Genomic DNA, 16,799 nt, shown 5'->3' on the forward strand with positions numbered 1-16,799 from the left:
TTAAAAACTTCATTTTTTACTTAGGTTTTTAAAGATTTGTTTTAACTTCGCTGTACCCTCGAAATTATTTAAACATGAACAGAAAAGACGACAGGCCGAGTAAAATCTCTTATGAACGACATTTGAACCAGTTGGGTATTCCTGAGCAGGAGAAAAAATCGAGCGGAGGGATTATTCCTGACTACGTAAAATACGGTACTTGGTTGCGGGTTAATGATCCTGATGCTTTTGAAGAGGGCTATCAGGCCTGGAAAGCTAAAGTTCGCGCCGAAGAGGGTAATAGGTATTAATCCAGTCGAATGAGTTTAACCCAAACGGGTTCCCTGCCTATTTTGGAAAAAACTTCCAACAGGTAAATGTTTCCCCCTGTCTGAGGGGTCAAAGACACCTCGGTGTTCATTCCTTTAATTTCTCCTTGCTGCAGTAACCTGCCATTCGTGTCAAAGATTCTGTAAGTTCCCCCTGGTTCCGGATTTTCTATATACAGATTGAATTTTTGTCTGACCGGATTTGGAAATACGCTTACGCGATTCCCTGCGATTTCTTCCACCTTTTGCAAAACACTGGACTTTTTCAGCAGCCAGGCATCGGGGTCAAAGGTCAGGCCCAGCACGGGCTGTCCTACATAAGCTGTGAAAGTCTGATCGGGCTGATCCTGGAAGAACCTGAGTTTAGGGGAGAGCCCTGTTGTTTGGAGGCGAACCTCCAGGCTGGTTTTGAAAAAAGTGGGGTAAGCAGCCGAGCCCTGTTGAATCGACCGCAAATAAAGGGTGTCATTGCTCGTCCACCAAAAGATATCGAAAATGGGGTAACCTTCTCCATAATACCATTGGTCAAAAAAATACGCCCAGTTTTTGCCCGTAACCTGTTCTGCAATCATTTGAAAATCATCACCGGTAGCCACACTGTCGGCAAAAGCCTCGCGATATATTTGAAGTACCTCGAAGAACAGGGGGTCGTCATTGATTTCGTTGCGGAGCATATGCAGGATGGCAGCGCCCTTTTTATAGGAGAGCCTACCATTGAAGATACGCCAGACATCGTTGGTTTCCAAGGGTGGGACATAAACACTGCCATCCGGGGCGCTAAGCACGTTTTGATAAGCGGAATTGAGCCAGGTTTGTGCGGTAGACTGATCATACAGGTACTCGCGGGCGAGGTATTCTCCATAGGAGGCAAACCCTTCATTGATCCAGATGTCGCTCCAGGTGGCGCATGTCACCTGGTCTCCAAACCATTGGTGCGCCAGTTCATGTGCGACCAGATCGGCGCCAAAAGAACTCAGGGTGGTCATGGTTTGGTGCTCCATCCCTCCACCCATAGGGGCATTGGCATGACCATACTTTTCCTGGGCGAAGGGATAAGTGCCAAACAGGTTGGAAAAGATCTGAAGGAAATCACCCGTACGGTCAATGTTTTCCTGTTGCGCAATGAGATAAGACGGATCATTGTAAATGAAGTTTTGCACAAGCATTTCTTCCTGCTCATCACCCAAGGCTGTGTAAAAGTTATATTCGGCATATTCGGATACAGCCAGCGAGACCAGGTAATAGGCAATGGGGTAGTTCGATTTCCAGGTATATGCTGTTGAGTTTTCGGTGGGATTACTTACCTCAATGAGAAGGCCATTGGATGCCGCCTTGAATGGATTTGGGGTGGTAATGCGAACCATGACGCTGTCGGCCTTGTCTTCAAGGACCTGTTTTACAGGCCACCACTGGCGGGCATTCAGGGGCTCGCTTAAAGTCCATAAAACGGGTTTATTATAGGGTGTTTGGCCGATGGAAAACCCTGAGAAAAAACCGGAAGACTCAGGTGAGCCTTGGTAATAAACAGTTAAATTCACCCATGTTCCTTCCTGAATGGTCCATGGCAGCTCAATCAGCAACTCATCCCCCTGGTGGATGAATTCAAGGATTTCATCATCCATAATGATGCTGTCGACCTGCATGTTATTGAGCAATTCCAAAACAAAGGTGCCAAGGAGTTCTTCTGTGACAACGGCCAGGATATTCACGCTTCCCTTGATGGCATTGACATTGGGGTCGACTTCCACATCGAGGCCGTAATATTTTACATCATAGGACCAGAGCAGTTCATTCTGGGGGTAGGTCCCGCTTCTTGAAGTATTGGAGCGGGCATGGGCGCATGAATGGAGTTCTTGTTCTGCTTCAGGCATTATGGCATTGATCTGCTGTGCTTTTAGTGGAAAGAGAAAAACAAAAAAGAGAGAAATTAAGGCAGCGGATCTCATGGGTTAGAAATTTATTGCAATGTACGAAAACCGCCTGAATTTTATTCCATCGAAATGATTATAGGCTTTTGTTGAAATTAATTTGCAAATTTGTAAGCAAAAAGGAGATGGCGGTCCACCCCATTAAACGTCTGGCAGGACAAACGGTCATTTATGGCCTGAGCAGTATTGTTGGCCGGCTCTTGAATTACTTGCTGGTACCGCTGTATACCCACCTGATCTTTGAAACGCAGGAATATGGGGTGGTCACACTGATGTATTCCTACGTGGCTTTCCTGTTGGTAATCCTGACCTATGGCATGGAAACGGCCTTTTTCAGGTTTTATGAAAACAACCCTGATAACCGCCTCTCCGTCTTCAGCACCACCTTGTTTTCTATCCTGACGACTTCATCGTTATTTATCCTCCTTACCAATGTTTTCAAACAACCCATTGCCACCTCCCTGGGTTTTGGCAGTCATCCTGAATACATTGCCTGGATGGGGATCATCGTGGGTCTCGATGCCATTGCTGCCATTCCGTTTGCACGTCTGAGGGCAGAAAACAAACCACTTAAGTTTGCCCTCATTAAATTTGTGAATATTGGTGTAAATATCGGGCTTAATTTATTTTTGCTGTTATTCTGTCCTTGGGTGATGGAGCAGGGCCCCGAAAGCATCAGGCCGTTCATTTCCGGATTTTATGACCCAGGCATGGGGGTTGGTTATGTGTTTATTTCCAACTTGGTGGCCACTATTGTAACCTTGTTGTTATTAATACCGGTTATGCTTCGAAGCCGGTTAGACTTCTCGGGGCCTTTGCTCAGGAGCATGCTGTTGTATTCCCTTCCGTTAATGGTTGCAGGCCTGGCAGGGGTGATTAATGAATCGCTCGATAAGATTCTGCTAAAATATTTGCTGCCCGAGGACATTGCCATGTCACAGGTGGGGATTTACGGCGCCTGCTATAAGATCTCTATCATGATGACTATTTTTATTCAGGCCTTCCGTTTTGCGGCAGAGCCATTTTTCTTCGCGCAGGCAGCCAAAAAAGGTGCCCCTGAATTGTATGCACAAGTGATGAAATATTTTGTCATTGCTTGCCTTTTTATTTTCCTGGGCATCATGCTTTATATTGACATTGTTCAGCATTTTATCGGGGAGGCCTACCGTGAGGGGCTTGCGGTAGTACCGATATTGCTTTTGGCAAATATGTTCCTGGGGATTTATTTTAACCTGTCCATTTGGTATAAACTCACAGGGCAAACCCGCTATGGTGCCTGGATCGCCATTATCGGAGCTGTGATTACCATTTTACTGAACATCTGGTGGATCCCAGTTTGGGGGTATTATGGCTCGGCCTGGGCCACATTAGCGTGCTATTTCCTGATGACATTGCTTTCCTATTTATGGGGGCAGAAATTTTTCCATGTTCCCTATGAGTTGAAAAAGCTCAGCCTCTTTATCCTTGCCGCACTGGCTGTTTATTTTGTTAGTTTGCTGACAGCATCTTTCCCTGCTGCAGAAAAATATGCCATAGCTTTTGCTCTGCTCGGCGTTTTTTCCCTTTTGATCCTTTTGATTGACCGTTCGTTGAAGGATCAGGTAAAAAGGATGATTACATTTAAATGAATAAATAGACTTTTTTAATTAATTGAAAGATAAGGAGTTGATGCGATATTAAGAAAAAACCCCTTAAAAAATTCCCTGAAATTTCGTATATTTGTATTTAGGATCAAGGTTTTGAGCGCTAATTTTCTTTATTGTGTTTAGACCAAGCATTTAAGGATCCTTTTTTTAGCCGGTTAATTATTGTACCCCGGAATTTATTTGTGAAAACAGGCCTTTGAACTGAGGGCAGCAGAGGAGTGACATAATGAGTGAAGTTAAAACCAGTTATATTGAAAAGGTGGAGGCAATGGAAATCACCTCTCATGCAAGAAATATTTTAAGCAAATTATTGGCAGAAAATCCAGAATTACATGCTTTGCTTGATATTGCGCAAAATGAGCAGGAATTGACCGATGGGGTAAAGCGAATAGTACTGAGTTACATGAATGACCGCCCGCAGGCCTTGGCCTATTATAGGGGAGCGGTTCAGGGACGTGAGGCAATGGAACAACTCAGCTGGCAGGATATGGCAGCCATCCGTTTGCTTGATTATGCTGAGCATTCCGGAAAAGAATTTAAAGACCTGAACTTGCGGGGGCGCAAGATTTATATTCATCCTTATCAAATTCTTTGGAAGGCGGTAAAAACAGGTAAGGGGGGAGCCAAGTCGGCCTTTTTCAAGGATATGCTTGAGCTGTTCAGGCAGTTCCGCGGGCATTCCAAACGTCACCTGCCTTCCCGCGAACAAGTGCTGGAATGGATGGAACGTTTTCCTTCGGGCTTAGATCCCCGGGTCGTGAAGATCAGGGAAGAGAACAAACGCCGGATTATTAACATCCTGATCCGTAAAATGGAGAATAAAGAGATTACCAGCAAGCGTTTTGTCCTTCCGGATGAAATTAGCCATGAGGAAAAAGTCAAACTTGTTGAACAGTGGTGGGATAATCATCTCTTTCACCTGCGGTTTGCTATTCGGGATCCTGACTTGCTGAACGAGATGCTTGATCATTCGCTGGATGCGGAGACCATGGATGTGCTTTATAAGGCCAGGGAGAGGGGAATCCCGTTTTTTATTAATCCCTATTACCTTTCTTTGCTGAATACCCAAAATGTGCCAGAGTTTGTCCGTTATAAGGATCAGGCGATCCGCTATTATGTGATTTATTCGAAGCAGTTGGTAGAGGAGTTTGGACACATTGTTGCCTGGGAAAAAGAAGATATTGTAGAACCTGGCAAACCCAATGCTGCTGGCTGGATCCTTCCAACGAGGCACAACGTGCACCGGCGCTATCCTGAAGTGGCCATACTCATTCCTGACACCATGGGCAGGGCCTGCGGGGGTTTATGTGCTTCATGCCAACGTATGTATGACTTCCAGCGTGGACGGTTGAATTTTAACCTCGATAAACTTTTGCCCAAAGACAGTTGGGAGGTGAAACTTCAGCAGATCATGCAGTATTGGGAAGAGGATGCAAGTTTGCGCGATATCCTGATTACGGGAGGGGATGCCCTGATGAGCCGGGATGATTCGCTGCAGAAGATCCTGGATGCAGTTTATGATATGGCTCTTAGGAAAAAGGAAAAGAACAAAGAAAGGCCCAACGGACAAAAATTCGCAGAAATTTTGAGGATACGGCTGGGAACTCGGTTACCAGCTTACTTGCCGCAGCGTATTACCCCTTCGCTAACCAAACTGTTGGCCGACTTCAAAGCCAAGGCTTCTGCCATCGGTATCAAACAATTTGTGATTCAGACGCATTTTCAATCACCCATGGAGATCACCCCTGAGGCAAAACTTGGGATTTCCCGCCTTATAAGCGCAGGCTGGATTGTGACCAACCAATTGGTGTTTACATCCCCGGCTTCTAAAAGGGGGCATACAGCCAAACTGCGTCAGGTGCTGAATGATATTGGGGTGCTGCCCTATTATACTTTTTCGGTGAAGGGTTACAGGGAGAATAGTTTTAAGTTTGCCACCAATGCCCGGGCTGTTCAGGAGCAACATGAAGAGAAAATTATTGGCTTTATTCCCCTTAAGGAACGGAAAAGGATTAGGAACTTTCCACTGGATGCAGAAAACATGATTGAACATATTGACCAATTGCGTAAAGAAGCGGGTATTCCCTTCCTGGCAACAGATCGCAACGTACTAAACCTTCCGGGAGTGGGGAAAAGCATGACTTTCCGTGTGATTGGCATTACCAGGCATGGCAGAAGAATCCTGGAGTTTGACCATGATCATACAAGGAGCCACAGTCCCATTATCAACAAGATAGGAAAGTTTGTGATCATTGAGTCAAAATCCATCTCCAATTATCTCGATCAACTGGCAAACATGGGCGAAGACGTCACCGAATACAATAGCCTTTGGGGGTATTCCCTGGGTGAAACGGAGCCCCGCATGTCGATTTATTTGTATCCGGATTATGAATTTGATCTCACCGATCAAATCACTAATTTCGGGGGTTAACACGCCAATCTGTCCGCGCAGGATTATTCGTATTTCATTGATTCAACCGGGTTTGCCTTGGCGGCTTTTAAGGCGTGGTATATCACGGTCAGAAAAGCAACCAGTGATACTACTGCCAGTGCAATACCGAAATGCCACCACTGCATCTTGATGCGATAAGCAAAGTTATTGAGCCAATTACTGGCAAAGATGAACCCAATGGGTGCTGCAATGGCAAAGGCGATCAGCACTAATACCATGAAGTCTTTCTGCAGAAATACAATGATATCCCTGATTCCGGCACCATGGACCTTTCTTATACCAATTTCCCTTCTTTTTTGTTCGGCCACGTATGACGTTAGACCATAAAGCCCCAGAGCTGAAATAATCATGCAAAGCATGGAAAAGTAGGTGAAAACCTTCATTGTGTTGGCTTCTGCACGATATTGGCGCTCCAGGTTTTCATTGGCGAACTCGGGCTCAAAAGGCAATCCTGGAAAATATTCTGCCCAAACTTCCCGTGCATGTTCAAGGGCTTGGTCACGCTGGGCTTGATTATATCTGGCCACAATGGTTCTTAGCCGTTCAGGATTGGTAAGATAAAAAGCCGGTTCTATGATGCCATGCAGTGAATAATAGTTATAATCTTGCACCACCCCAATCACTTCCAGGTTCTCCTCCGGGTTGAAAGGACTCTGGAATTTTCGTCCTATGGGGTCACTCCAGTTCAAGGCCCTGACAGCTGCCTGGTTGATTATTACTGCTTGTGACCGGTCTGTCCCGTAATCCGGGTTGAAATTCCTTCCCATAACGACCGGAATCTCCATGACGGTAAAGTAATCATGGTCTACGTAGCCGTAGCGCACCATCAAGGGAATCAGTACACTGTCGATGGCATTTACTGGTCCCTGGCTTCCTGCCACGCCATTGGTACCGCTGGCTATTGCTACCTCCACAAAAGCAGGATGGGACAGCAAGTCATTTTTTAAGGTGGCCATTTTTATTTCATCCACCCCATCCTGCTGGATATACATTGAAAGGACATTCTGGTAGTTGACCCCCAGATCCTTGTGAACCATATAATGCCATTGGTTGAAAATGACAAGGGTTATTAGTACTAGAATGGAGGATATGCCAAACTGAAAGACCACCAGAATTTTTCTGAGAATTCCTGCGGGGGTTTTGCTGCTGGATGAGGCATTCTTTAATACCGCCACCGGTTGAAAACGACTAAGATAAAAAGCCGGATAGGTTCCTGCAAGCAAGCCAACCAGCAGCAACAAGACAATAAGCCCCAGGTTGAAGATCCAATTGCCAACGAAATCAATATTCAAACTGGTTTCGAGCAAGGCGTTGAAATCCGGAAGAATAATCTCTACCAGGCCTATGGCAATGATCAGGGCAAGAAAAACCATAATGACCGACTCACCGATAAACTGGAAGATTAGGTTCTGGGGCCCGGCACCCAGCACTTTTCTGATCCCGACTTCCATAGCCCTTTTGGCTGAGCGGGCTGTCGAAAGATTGATGAAGTTAATGCAAGCTATCAGCAGGATTAGGAAGGCCACCAGTGAGAACAGGTAAATAAGCTTGATGTCTCCCCGGGTATTGTATATGCTGAATTTAATATGCTGCGATTTCAGGTGAATTTCGCGCAGAGGCTGCAGGTACATGTCAGGCCTAGGTGCATCTTCCATTCCCATTGAATTCATCTGCAAATCGATCATTTTATGCAAGTTCTCCTCCGCGTGCTCTTTATCCACCCCTTCCCTTAGCATCACATAGGTGGAAAGGTAGTTATTTCCCCAGTTTTTCAGATCGGGAAGAATCTCTTCAGCACTGCTAAAACTGAGCAGGATCTCGAATTTCAGGTGTGAGTTGCCTGTTGATTCTGCCATAAGGCCCGTGACACGGTAGGGTTGATTGCCGTACCTGAAGGTTTTTCCTATTACATCGCGGGAGTTGAAATAATTGTCGGCAATGCGTTCTGAAATTACAGCAGTATGCAACTCCGACAGGATGGTTTCAGGATCACCAGCAACCAGGGTCAAATTAAAAAAACGAAATACCTGCTGCTCGGCGTAATAGGCATATTGTTCCCCGAATACCTTGTCATCCACACGATATAATCCTCCCCAGACAGGCATTAATCGAAGGGCGTCTTTTACTTCAGGGAGGCTGTTGCGAAGTTCTGCAGCCCAGGGGCCACTGGTAATGGCCACGTGTTGAACATCAATACCAGCAGGCCTTTGAATCTCCACCAGCCGGTAAATGTTCTCTGAGCCGGGAATGTGTCGCTCGTAAGAAAGTTCGTTCTGAAGAAAAAGCAGAATGAGAATAAAGCTGGCAAGACCTGTACTTAACCCCAGGATATTAATCAGCGAGTAAATTTTCTGGCGATATAAATTCCTGAACCCAGTCTTTAAATAATGCTTCCACATATGTAAGTTCTCTTCTTTTTTTGGTTACAATTACATATGCAAAATTATGCCAATATCTTTACTGAGTTGCTAATCAAATAATTATTTCCTAAACGATTTGTATAAATCCATAGTTATGTCCGCTAGCGAACAACCAACTGTGCGCTTGTGAACAACAAATTGGGCTGAATGACCCCGTCCATGCAAATAATTACTGACCCAAAAGGGGGACACCTCTCAGGAGTGAAAAAGACGACATTGAGTTTTGGCACGATCTCGGGCAAGATTACCCTGATCCTCACCAAAGGTTTTATTCCCGCTTACAAGAGGGCGTCAATGGCTGTGGCCAGTTTACGGTCTTTTTCTGTAACTACATTTCCTGCATCGTGCGTAGAAAGCCGGATTTCCACCTTATTATAAATGTTTTTCCACTCGGGGTGGTGATTTTGCTTTTCTGCCAGAAAGGCCACACGCGTCATAAATGCAAAGGCTTCTGTGAAATCCCTGAACTCAAATTTCTTAACCAGTTGGTCGTTTTCTTTTTTCCACATAGCAGTTTAAAAAAGCCCTTTTACAAATTCTTCAGGCAAGACATTATGAAAATAGTCATCAAAGGGCAAGGGTTTTAGTTTCTTAAGGATAATTGCTTCATCATGGCGGGTGTCGCGCAACAGGCTTTCCATCTCTGAGATCTCATGGCGGCTGAAAAAATCACCATAGATCTTTATGTTCTTAATAATTCCATGTTCCACATTGAGGTGAAACTCAATGAACCCTCCATTGGTTCTGATCATTTTCTCCAGGTCATAGCTGGGCGAATACCCGTAATTCCATTCCCAGGTTGAATATTTTTCCTTCACCAACTCATTGATTTGCCTGAGATCTTCTGGTGAATAATCATATAATTCGCAATCCGCGTAAATTTCCATGATATGTTCCATGACCAGGTCGCGGAATTGCAATACGTCAAGTTCATGTTTCAGGTGCTCACTGATGTTGGTTACCCGGCTTCTGACGCTTTTAACAGCTTTGTCCTTGTATTTGAGAGGGTTCACCTTCAGGGCATTGCTCAGGTCGCTCATCAGGGAGGAGAAAAGCAGGGTGCCGTGATGAAGAACCCGTTGCTTGTATACATGCTCAGCGTTGCCCGAAAACTTCAATCCCCCAATGGTCAGGTCGTTGCGCCCCTCGAATTTGGCATCAATATCCAGTTTTCTTAAAACGTCAAGGATGGGTTGCGTAAATTTCCTGAAATCCACCAGGTGACCTTCCTCTCCGTTCATGATAAAGGTAAAATTCAGATTCCCCAGGTCATGAAATACTGCACCGCCTCCCGACATGCGACGGACTACCTTGATGCTTTTTTCCTTAACATAATCAATATTAATCTCGGCCAGGGTGTTTTGGTGCTTTCCCACAATGATTGCATTGTGGTTTCGCCACAACATGAAAACGTCATCGCTGAAATGTTTCAAAACATATTCTTCAGCGGCCAGGTTAAACCAGGGGTCGGTATTGGGGTGTTTGATACAAAGCATGTCGATGGGTTTGTTTTAGGACTTGCAACCTGCAAAATTTGGGGTTTACTGAAAAACACCTGCCGCCAACTTTTGTTTATTGCAGCTGGGTTAAAAAACTCAATATTTCCAAGGAAACTTAGGTGTATACTTCTGTGGCAATTCCCAGGGATTCAACCCGCTGGGCGATCTCCCATAGCTTGTCAGGTCCAATTTTTTCAACGTCTTCAGCAGGCGTTGCCCGTGCGATGGGATAGATCATAACCAGCTTTGGTTGCAATTCATAAAGGTGCCGCAGCCAGGCCGTCAGTTCCTCTTCGGTCGTGTTGTCGAAAGACACGCCCCGATAATGGCCTTTTACAAACAATGTTTGAATGATCATCTGCCCCTTAAATTGCCTCAGGTTTTGCAGAATATCCTCCAGGCTGATGTTGATCTTTGGGTTGTTGATCTTTTGGAAAGTCTCCTCTGTTCCTGCATCGAGTTTCAGGATGTTCTGTTCTATCTTTTTCAGGGCTGAAGCAACCTTGGGTTTCCCCGCTTTGGTGGCATTGCTCAGTACGGAAATGTTTGCCTTTGGGTAATATTGATCTCTGAGGATTATAGTATCATCAATAATTTCAGCAAATTCCGGATGAATGGTTGGTTCTCCGTTGCCGGCAAAGGTTATGGCGTCGAGCATGGCGTTCTTTGCCTGCATCGAGGCCAACTTTTTTCCCAGTTCTTCCCTGACTTCTTCCCGCCCCGGAAAAACCGCTTTATCCGTTTGAGGCAAGGTCCAGCCACACTCACAGTAAAGGCAATTGAACGTGCAGTGTTTTTTGTTGAGCGGCAGCAAATTCAATCCAAGCGAAATACCCAGGCGACGGCTTCGGATGGGGCCAAACACAATTTGTTCAAACAAAAAACCATTCATGACGGCAAGATAAGATAGGATTCGTAGCCTCCCCCTCAAGAAGCCTGTTCTTCCGAAAAGTCTTCCGGAACAGGTTTTGCATGGGGTTCATTGGCGACTTCCTCTGCAGGTTTTTCTGATTCTTTGGGTTCCGTATTCTGATGTTCAAAGGCAAAAAGACGCTTCTGAAAAATCAGTAAAGAAAATACGCCAAGGGTAATCGAGGCATCAGCCACATTAAATACCGGTCGGAAAAAAATAAACTCCTGTCCTGCCCAGAAGGGGAACCACGAAGGATAGTAACCACGGATGAGGGGAAAATAAAACATATCGACCACCTTTCCGTGGAGGAAAGTACCATAGCCTCCGCCTTCGGGAAATAAAACGGCAACCTGGTTAAAATAGCTTTCGCTGAAGATCATGCCATAAAAAGCACTATCAATGATATTGCCCATGGCTCCGGCAAAAATCAACCCCATACAGACCAACAGGCCTGCCGGGGCATCTTTTTTTATCAGTTTATGGGTGTACCAGCCAATAAAAACCAGGGCAACAATGCGGAAAAGACTCAGAAACAACTTTCCGTATTGTCCCGAAAATTCGAGCCCAAAGGCCATCCCGTTGTTTTCAGTAAAATGAAGATAGAACCAGTTACCCAGCACCGGGATGCTTTGACCCATTGTCATTTGAGTCTTCACCAGGATCTTCAGCACCTGATCAATCAGCAAAACAAGCAGAATAATGACCCAGGGAATATGCTTCTTTTTCAAGATAATAGCGTATTGATTCCCGTTATTTGGTAATGCCCAGTTTTGCTTCGATGCTCATGGTGGCATGGGGAACGCTTCTGAGGCGTTCTTTCGAGATCAGTTTTCCCGTTACCCTGCAAACCCCATAAGTGCCATTTTCAATCCGGATCAGCGCGTTCTCCAGGTCACGGATAAACTTCTGCTGGCGTGCCGCCAGTTGCCCGTTTTCCTCTTTCGAAAGGACCTGTGAACCCTCTTCCAGGATCTTAAAGGAAGGGGAAGTGTCGTTGGTGTCATTCTCGTTTTGGGTGGTATACGCTTCTGTAAGAATTTTCAATCCAGCCTTGGCTTCTTCCAGTTTCTTCAAGATGATCTCCCTGAACTCCTGGAGTTCTTCATCCGAATACCTCGTTTTTTCACGCTTTGTTTCCATAACCATCGGGGTATTTATTGCTTAGCAATTTAATTATTTACTCTTTGAATTAGAACACAGGTCTTTATTTCATCAGTGAGCTCAACTTCAACCTTTTGCGGATCTGCAATTGCCTCGGAATATTCGAGGCGCGCAGCCAGGGTCTCCGAACAAATATAATCATTATTGCTTACAATGGCTTCCGTAATATCACTATGTTGTTCAACAAAAACCTCTATTTTATCGGTAACCTCAAAACCCTTGTCTTTTCGCAGGTTTTGGATGCGGTTGATCAGTTCACGGGCAATGCCTTCATTGCGCAATGCCTCAGTTATTGTAACGTCAAGGGCCACTGTTAAAGTACCTTCGTTAGCCACTAACCAGCCAGGAATATCCTCCGAGATGATCTCCACATCGCTGAGCAGGATCTCAACGTCCTCTCCCTCAACGTTCAGCAGGTATTTTTCTTCGGTTTCGATGCGTGCAATGTCTTCCTGTCCAAATCCGGCAATGGCAGCGGCAATTTGTTTCATCAGTTTGCCATAACGCGGCCCAAGCGTCTTGAAGTTGGGCTTTATCTTTTTCACCATTACCCCGACGGTATCTTCCAGGTAATCCAGCTCTTTCACATTCACTTCCGAAAGGACCAGCTGCTCCACAGCCTGTAGTTGCTGGCGAAATTTGTCACTCAGCACTGGTACCATGATCTTCTGCAGGGGCTGGCGTACCCTGATATTCACCTTCTTGCGGAGGGCCAGCACCATCGATGAAACCTGTTGTGCCAGCTGCATGCGCTCTTCCAAATCGGTGTCGATCATACGTTCATCGGCAAGCGGGAAATCAGTCAGGTGAACCGAGATCACCTGCTGCCGTCCGGAAACATTGTTCAGGTCAGTGAAAAGCTTTTCACTGAAGAAGGGGGCGATGGGAGCCGAAAGCATCGAGAGGGTTTCCAAACAGCGGTAAAGGGTCTGATAGGCCGAGATCTTGTCGTCGCTGTAATCGCCCTTCCAGAAACGGCGGCGGCTGAGTCTTACATACCAGTTGCTCAGGTGTTCGTCAACAAACGACTGAATCAGTCTGCCGGCACGGGTAGGTTCAAAGGTATCAAAGCACTCATCTGCCTTTTTGATCAGGGTGTTTAGCTCCGAAAGGATCCAGCGGTCTATCTCAGGCCTTTGCTCCAGGGGGATCTCCTCTTCGGCATAGGTGAACCCGTCAATGTTGGCATACAAGGCAAAAAAGGCGTAGGTATTGTAAAGCGTTCCAAAGAATTTTCGCTGAACCTCAGCCACCCCTTCAATATCAAACTTGAGATTATCCCAAGGTTGTGCGTTGGTAATCATATACCACCTCGTGGCATCAGGGCCGTATTGTTCAATGGTTGTAAACGGATCAACGGCATTGCCCAGACGCTTCGACATTTTATTGCCCGCTTTGTCAAGCACCAGTCCATTCGATACAACCGTCTTGAATGCAACCGAGTCAAAAGCCATGGTAGCGATAGCGTGCAGGGTGAAGAACCAACCGCGCGTCTGGTCAACCCCTTCGGCAATGAAATCAGCCGGGAAGTTGGCCTCAAATTCCTCCTTGTTCTCAAAGGGATAATGGAACTGGGCAGCAGGCATGGCGCCGCTGTCAAACCATACATCGATAAGGTCTAGCTCGCGCTTCATCTTTCTGCCCCTGGGCGATACCAGGATGACCTCATCCACAAAGGGACGGTGCATGTCAAACACCTTATAATTCTTTTCCGACATATCGCCGGGCTGGAAATCTTTTAGCGGGTTTTCTTGCATATAGCCCGCTTTTACCGACTTCTCAATTTCATTTTTCAGCTGTTCCAGCGAGCCGATGCAGATGCGCTCCTCCTGGTCTTCAGTAGCCCAGATGGGAAGCGGTACCCCCCAGTAACGCGACCGGCTGAGGTTCCAGTCCTGAAGGTTCTCCAGCCAGTTTCCGAAACGCCCTGTGCCGGTGCTCTCGGGTTTCCATTGGATGGTGTTGTTCAGCTCTATCATACGGTCCTTGAGGGCAGTGGTGCGGATAAACCAGCTGTCGAGGGGATAATACAGGATGGGTTTGTCGGTGCGCCAGCAATGCGGGTAGCTGTGCTCATAGCGTTCAGCCTTGAAAGCCTTGTTTTCTGTCTTCAATTTGATGATGATATCCACATCTACCGGACGGCTTTCCTCGCCTCCGTTGCCATTTTCATATTCAGGCCTTACGAAGCGGCCGGCAAACTCACCCATCGACTCCACAAAGCGGCCGCGCTTGTCCACCAGCGTTAGCGAACCCAGGCCATACTGTTTACCTATCTTAAAGTCATCGGCGCCAAAGCTGGGGGCAATGTGGACAATCCCGGTACCATCCTCGGTGGTGACAAAGTCGCCAAGCATCACCCGGAATGAGTCGCCATCCTCGGGTTGCACATAGGGCAGCAACTGTTCATAGCGGATGTTCTCAAACTGCTTGCCCTTGTATTCACCAATGATCTTATAGGGGATCTTTTTGTCGCCTGGCTGGTATTCCTCCAGTTTCATTTCCTCCAGCTTGGAGTTGAAGAAATTGGGCAATAGGTCTTTGGCAAGGATCACCTCCACCGGGTCGTAAGTATAGGGGTTGAAAGTCTTGACTTTCACATAGACTATTTTTTTCCCAACAGCCAGCCCGGTATTGCTTGGCAGGGTCCAGGGGGTTGTGGTCCAGGCAAGAAAATGAACGGCTTCAGTGCCATCAGCAAAGAGGACCTCCGATTGCTTGTTGCGGATGATTTTGAATTGTGCCGTAACGCTATTGTCCTTTACGTTTCGGTAACATCCCGGCTGGTTCAGTTCGTGGGTGCTTAGTCCCGTTCCGGCTGCTGGCGAATAGGGCTGTATGGTATAACCCTTGTAAAGTAACCCCTTTTCATAGAGTTTACTCAGTAGATACCATACCGTTTCAATGTATTTGTCTTCAAAAGTGATATAAGGATTATCCAGGTCCACCCAATACCCCATCCGTTTGGTCAGGTCGTCCCAGGTATCCTTGTATTTCATCACATCCTTGCGGCAGGCCTGGTTATATTCCTCAATGGTGATGCTTTTCCCAATGTCTTCCTTGGTGATGCCCAGCATTTTCTCCACCCCGATCTCTACGGGCAGGCCATGCGTATCCCAGCCGGCCTTGCGGTTTACAAGGTAACCCTTCTGGGTGCGGTAGCGGCAAAAAATGTCCTTAATGGCACGGGCCATTACATGATGAATTCCCGGCAATCCATTGGCCGAGGGTGGCCCTTCATAGAACACCCAGGGTTTATGACCCGCACGGATCTCCAGGCTTTGTTCAAACACCTTGTTCGCCTCCCAGAATGACTGGATTTCCTTGCCTATGCCCGACAAATCCAGCCGCTTGTATTCCTTGTATTTTGCTTTCATAAGCATCATTGCCCCGTCCATTTTTTTGTTTCTTCCCTTTTTGCGATGGGGCCTTTATTTTCAAAGGTGCAAAATTATAAAAAAAAACCTTACAAAGTCCTAAAAAAGCGGATGTTGTGTGTATTCGAAAAGCGGATAATCATGGGTTAATATACTTTAGGTTAAGGGGATGGGTCAGGAAAAGTAGTAAATTTGAGAACGAAAACACTGATTACTTTTGATTGATCCCATGCAAGAATTCAGCAATGACCGTCCTTTGCGAAAGCCACCATGGTTAAAGACAAGGGTGCCTGGCGGCAAAAATTTTCGATTTGTTAAGGAGATTGTTGAGCATCACCGGCTGCATACCATTTGCAGTAGCGGTCATTGCCCCAATATGGAGATATGCTGGGGTGCTTCTACGGCCACCTTAATGATCCTGGGCGAAATTTGTACCAGGGCCTGCAAGTTTTGCAATGTGAAAACCGGCCGGCCGCTTCCTGTTGACCCACTGGAACCACAAAGGGTAGCAGAATCCGTAAGCCTTATGAAACTTAAACACGTGGTGCTGACCTCTGTCGACAGGGATGATCTGCCCGATGGTGGTGCTGGTATCTGGGCTGCCACGATCCATGCCATTAAAAACCAAATGCCAAAGACTACCATTGAAGCTTTAATTCCAGACTTTGATGGTAAGAAATCATTGATCATGCAGGTAGTTAATGCCGGACCTGAAATAATTTCGCACAACCTTGAAACCGTTCGGCGTATAACCCCTTTGGTGCGCAGCCGGGCTCAATACGATTCCAGTCTGGGTGTGCTTAGGCACATTGCTGAGGCGGGGGTAATTACCAAATCAGGGATTATGCTCGGGTTGGGAGAGACCACGGATGAAATACTCGAAACTTTGGTCGACATGCGCCATGCAGGAGTCAGCGTAGTCACCATTGGTCAGTACCTGCAGCCTACCCGCAAACACCTATCGGTGAAGGAGTATGTTCACCCTGATATGTTTGAATGTTATCGCAAAGAAGGCTTGAAAATGGGCTTCCGGCATGTGGAAAGCGCCCCTTTGGTCAGAAGCTCGTTCAAAGCCGAAAAACATCTGCATTAACT

General features: G+C 46.3%; 12 protein-coding genes. 4 read left to right on the forward strand and 8 right to left on the reverse strand.

The window, feature by feature from the left end; translation table 11 throughout:
* Window positions 1–74 precede the first annotated feature (74 nt).
* On the forward strand, window positions 75–290 hold the full coding sequence (locus V2I46_07750; GenBank protein MEE4177386.1) for a hypothetical protein: 216 nt from the start codon (window positions 75–77) through the stop codon (window positions 288–290).
* On the opposite strand, the gene V2I46_07755 is transcribed toward V2I46_07750, so the two are convergent.
* Window positions 287–2,254 carry a M1 family aminopeptidase gene (locus tag V2I46_07755; protein MEE4177387.1) on the reverse strand — a complete coding sequence of 656 codons (1,968 nt, stop codon included), beginning with the start codon at window positions 2,252–2,254 and terminating at the stop codon, window positions 287–289. The two genes, V2I46_07750 and V2I46_07755, sit on opposite strands and share 4 nt — an antisense overlap.
* Before the next feature lie 107 nt (window positions 2,255–2,361).
* On the opposite strand from V2I46_07755, the gene V2I46_07760 reads away from it, so the two are divergent.
* Together V2I46_07760 and V2I46_07765 are read left to right on the forward strand one after the other, a co-directional pair.
* Window positions 2,362–3,864 carry a polysaccharide biosynthesis C-terminal domain-containing protein gene (locus V2I46_07760; GenBank protein ID MEE4177388.1) on the forward strand — a complete coding sequence of 501 codons (1,503 nt, stop codon included), beginning with the start codon at window positions 2,362–2,364 and terminating at the stop codon, window positions 3,862–3,864.
* Window positions 3,865–4,108: 244 nt separating this feature from the next.
* Window positions 4,109–6,313 (forward strand): KamA family protein, encoded by a 2,205-nt coding sequence (locus V2I46_07765; protein ID MEE4177389.1) that lies wholly within the window; start codon window positions 4,109–4,111, stop codon window positions 6,311–6,313.
* Between the two features lie 23 nt (window positions 6,314–6,336).
* Here V2I46_07765 and V2I46_07770 read toward each other — a convergent pair whose 3' ends face one another.
* The 7 genes from V2I46_07770 to ileS all read right to left on the reverse strand — a co-directional run bounded on the left by V2I46_07770 (window position 6,337) and on the right by ileS (window position 15,704).
* Complete coding sequence (locus tag V2I46_07770; protein MEE4177390.1) at window positions 6,337–8,733, reverse strand: ABC transporter permease; 2,397 nt, start codon at window positions 8,731–8,733, stop codon at window positions 6,337–6,339.
* Between the two features lie 299 nt (window positions 8,734–9,032).
* Window positions 9,033–9,263 carry a 4a-hydroxytetrahydrobiopterin dehydratase gene (locus tag V2I46_07775; GenBank protein ID MEE4177391.1) on the reverse strand — a complete coding sequence of 77 codons (231 nt, stop codon included), beginning with the start codon at window positions 9,261–9,263 and terminating at the stop codon, window positions 9,033–9,035.
* A 6-nt stretch (window positions 9,264–9,269) separates the two neighbouring features.
* Entirely contained in the window at window positions 9,270–10,250 is a 981-nt protein-coding gene (locus V2I46_07780; protein MEE4177392.1) for a lipoate--protein ligase, read from the reverse strand.
* Window positions 10,251–10,368: 118 nt separating this feature from the next.
* The gene (locus V2I46_07785; GenBank protein ID MEE4177393.1) at window positions 10,369–11,145 is read right to left on the reverse strand and encodes a radical SAM protein; all 777 of its coding nucleotides are present in this window, start codon (window positions 11,143–11,145) and stop codon (window positions 10,369–10,371) included.
* 35 nt (window positions 11,146–11,180) lie between these two features.
* Complete coding sequence (locus tag V2I46_07790) at window positions 11,181–11,900, reverse strand: lipoprotein signal peptidase (GenBank protein ID MEE4177394.1); 720 nt, start codon at window positions 11,898–11,900, stop codon at window positions 11,181–11,183.
* Between the two features lie 16 nt (window positions 11,901–11,916).
* Entirely contained in the window at window positions 11,917–12,306 is a 390-nt protein-coding gene (locus V2I46_07795; GenBank protein ID MEE4177395.1) for a TraR/DksA C4-type zinc finger protein, read from the reverse strand.
* Between the two features lie 29 nt (window positions 12,307–12,335).
* The gene (gene ileS, locus V2I46_07800) at window positions 12,336–15,704 is read right to left on the reverse strand and encodes an isoleucine--tRNA ligase (protein MEE4177396.1); all 3,369 of its coding nucleotides are present in this window, start codon (window positions 15,702–15,704) and stop codon (window positions 12,336–12,338) included.
* 229 nt (window positions 15,705–15,933) lie between these two features.
* Here ileS and lipA point away from each other — a divergent pair, with 229 nt between their 5' ends.
* Entirely contained in the window at window positions 15,934–16,797 is an 864-nt protein-coding gene (gene lipA / locus V2I46_07805) for a lipoyl synthase (GenBank protein MEE4177397.1), read from the forward strand.
* Window positions 16,798–16,799: the final 2 nt, after the last annotated feature.

This window comes from Bacteroides sp. (genome assembly GCA_036351255.1).
In the GTDB taxonomy this organism is placed as follows: domain Bacteria; phylum Bacteroidota; class Bacteroidia; order Bacteroidales; family UBA7960; genus UBA7960.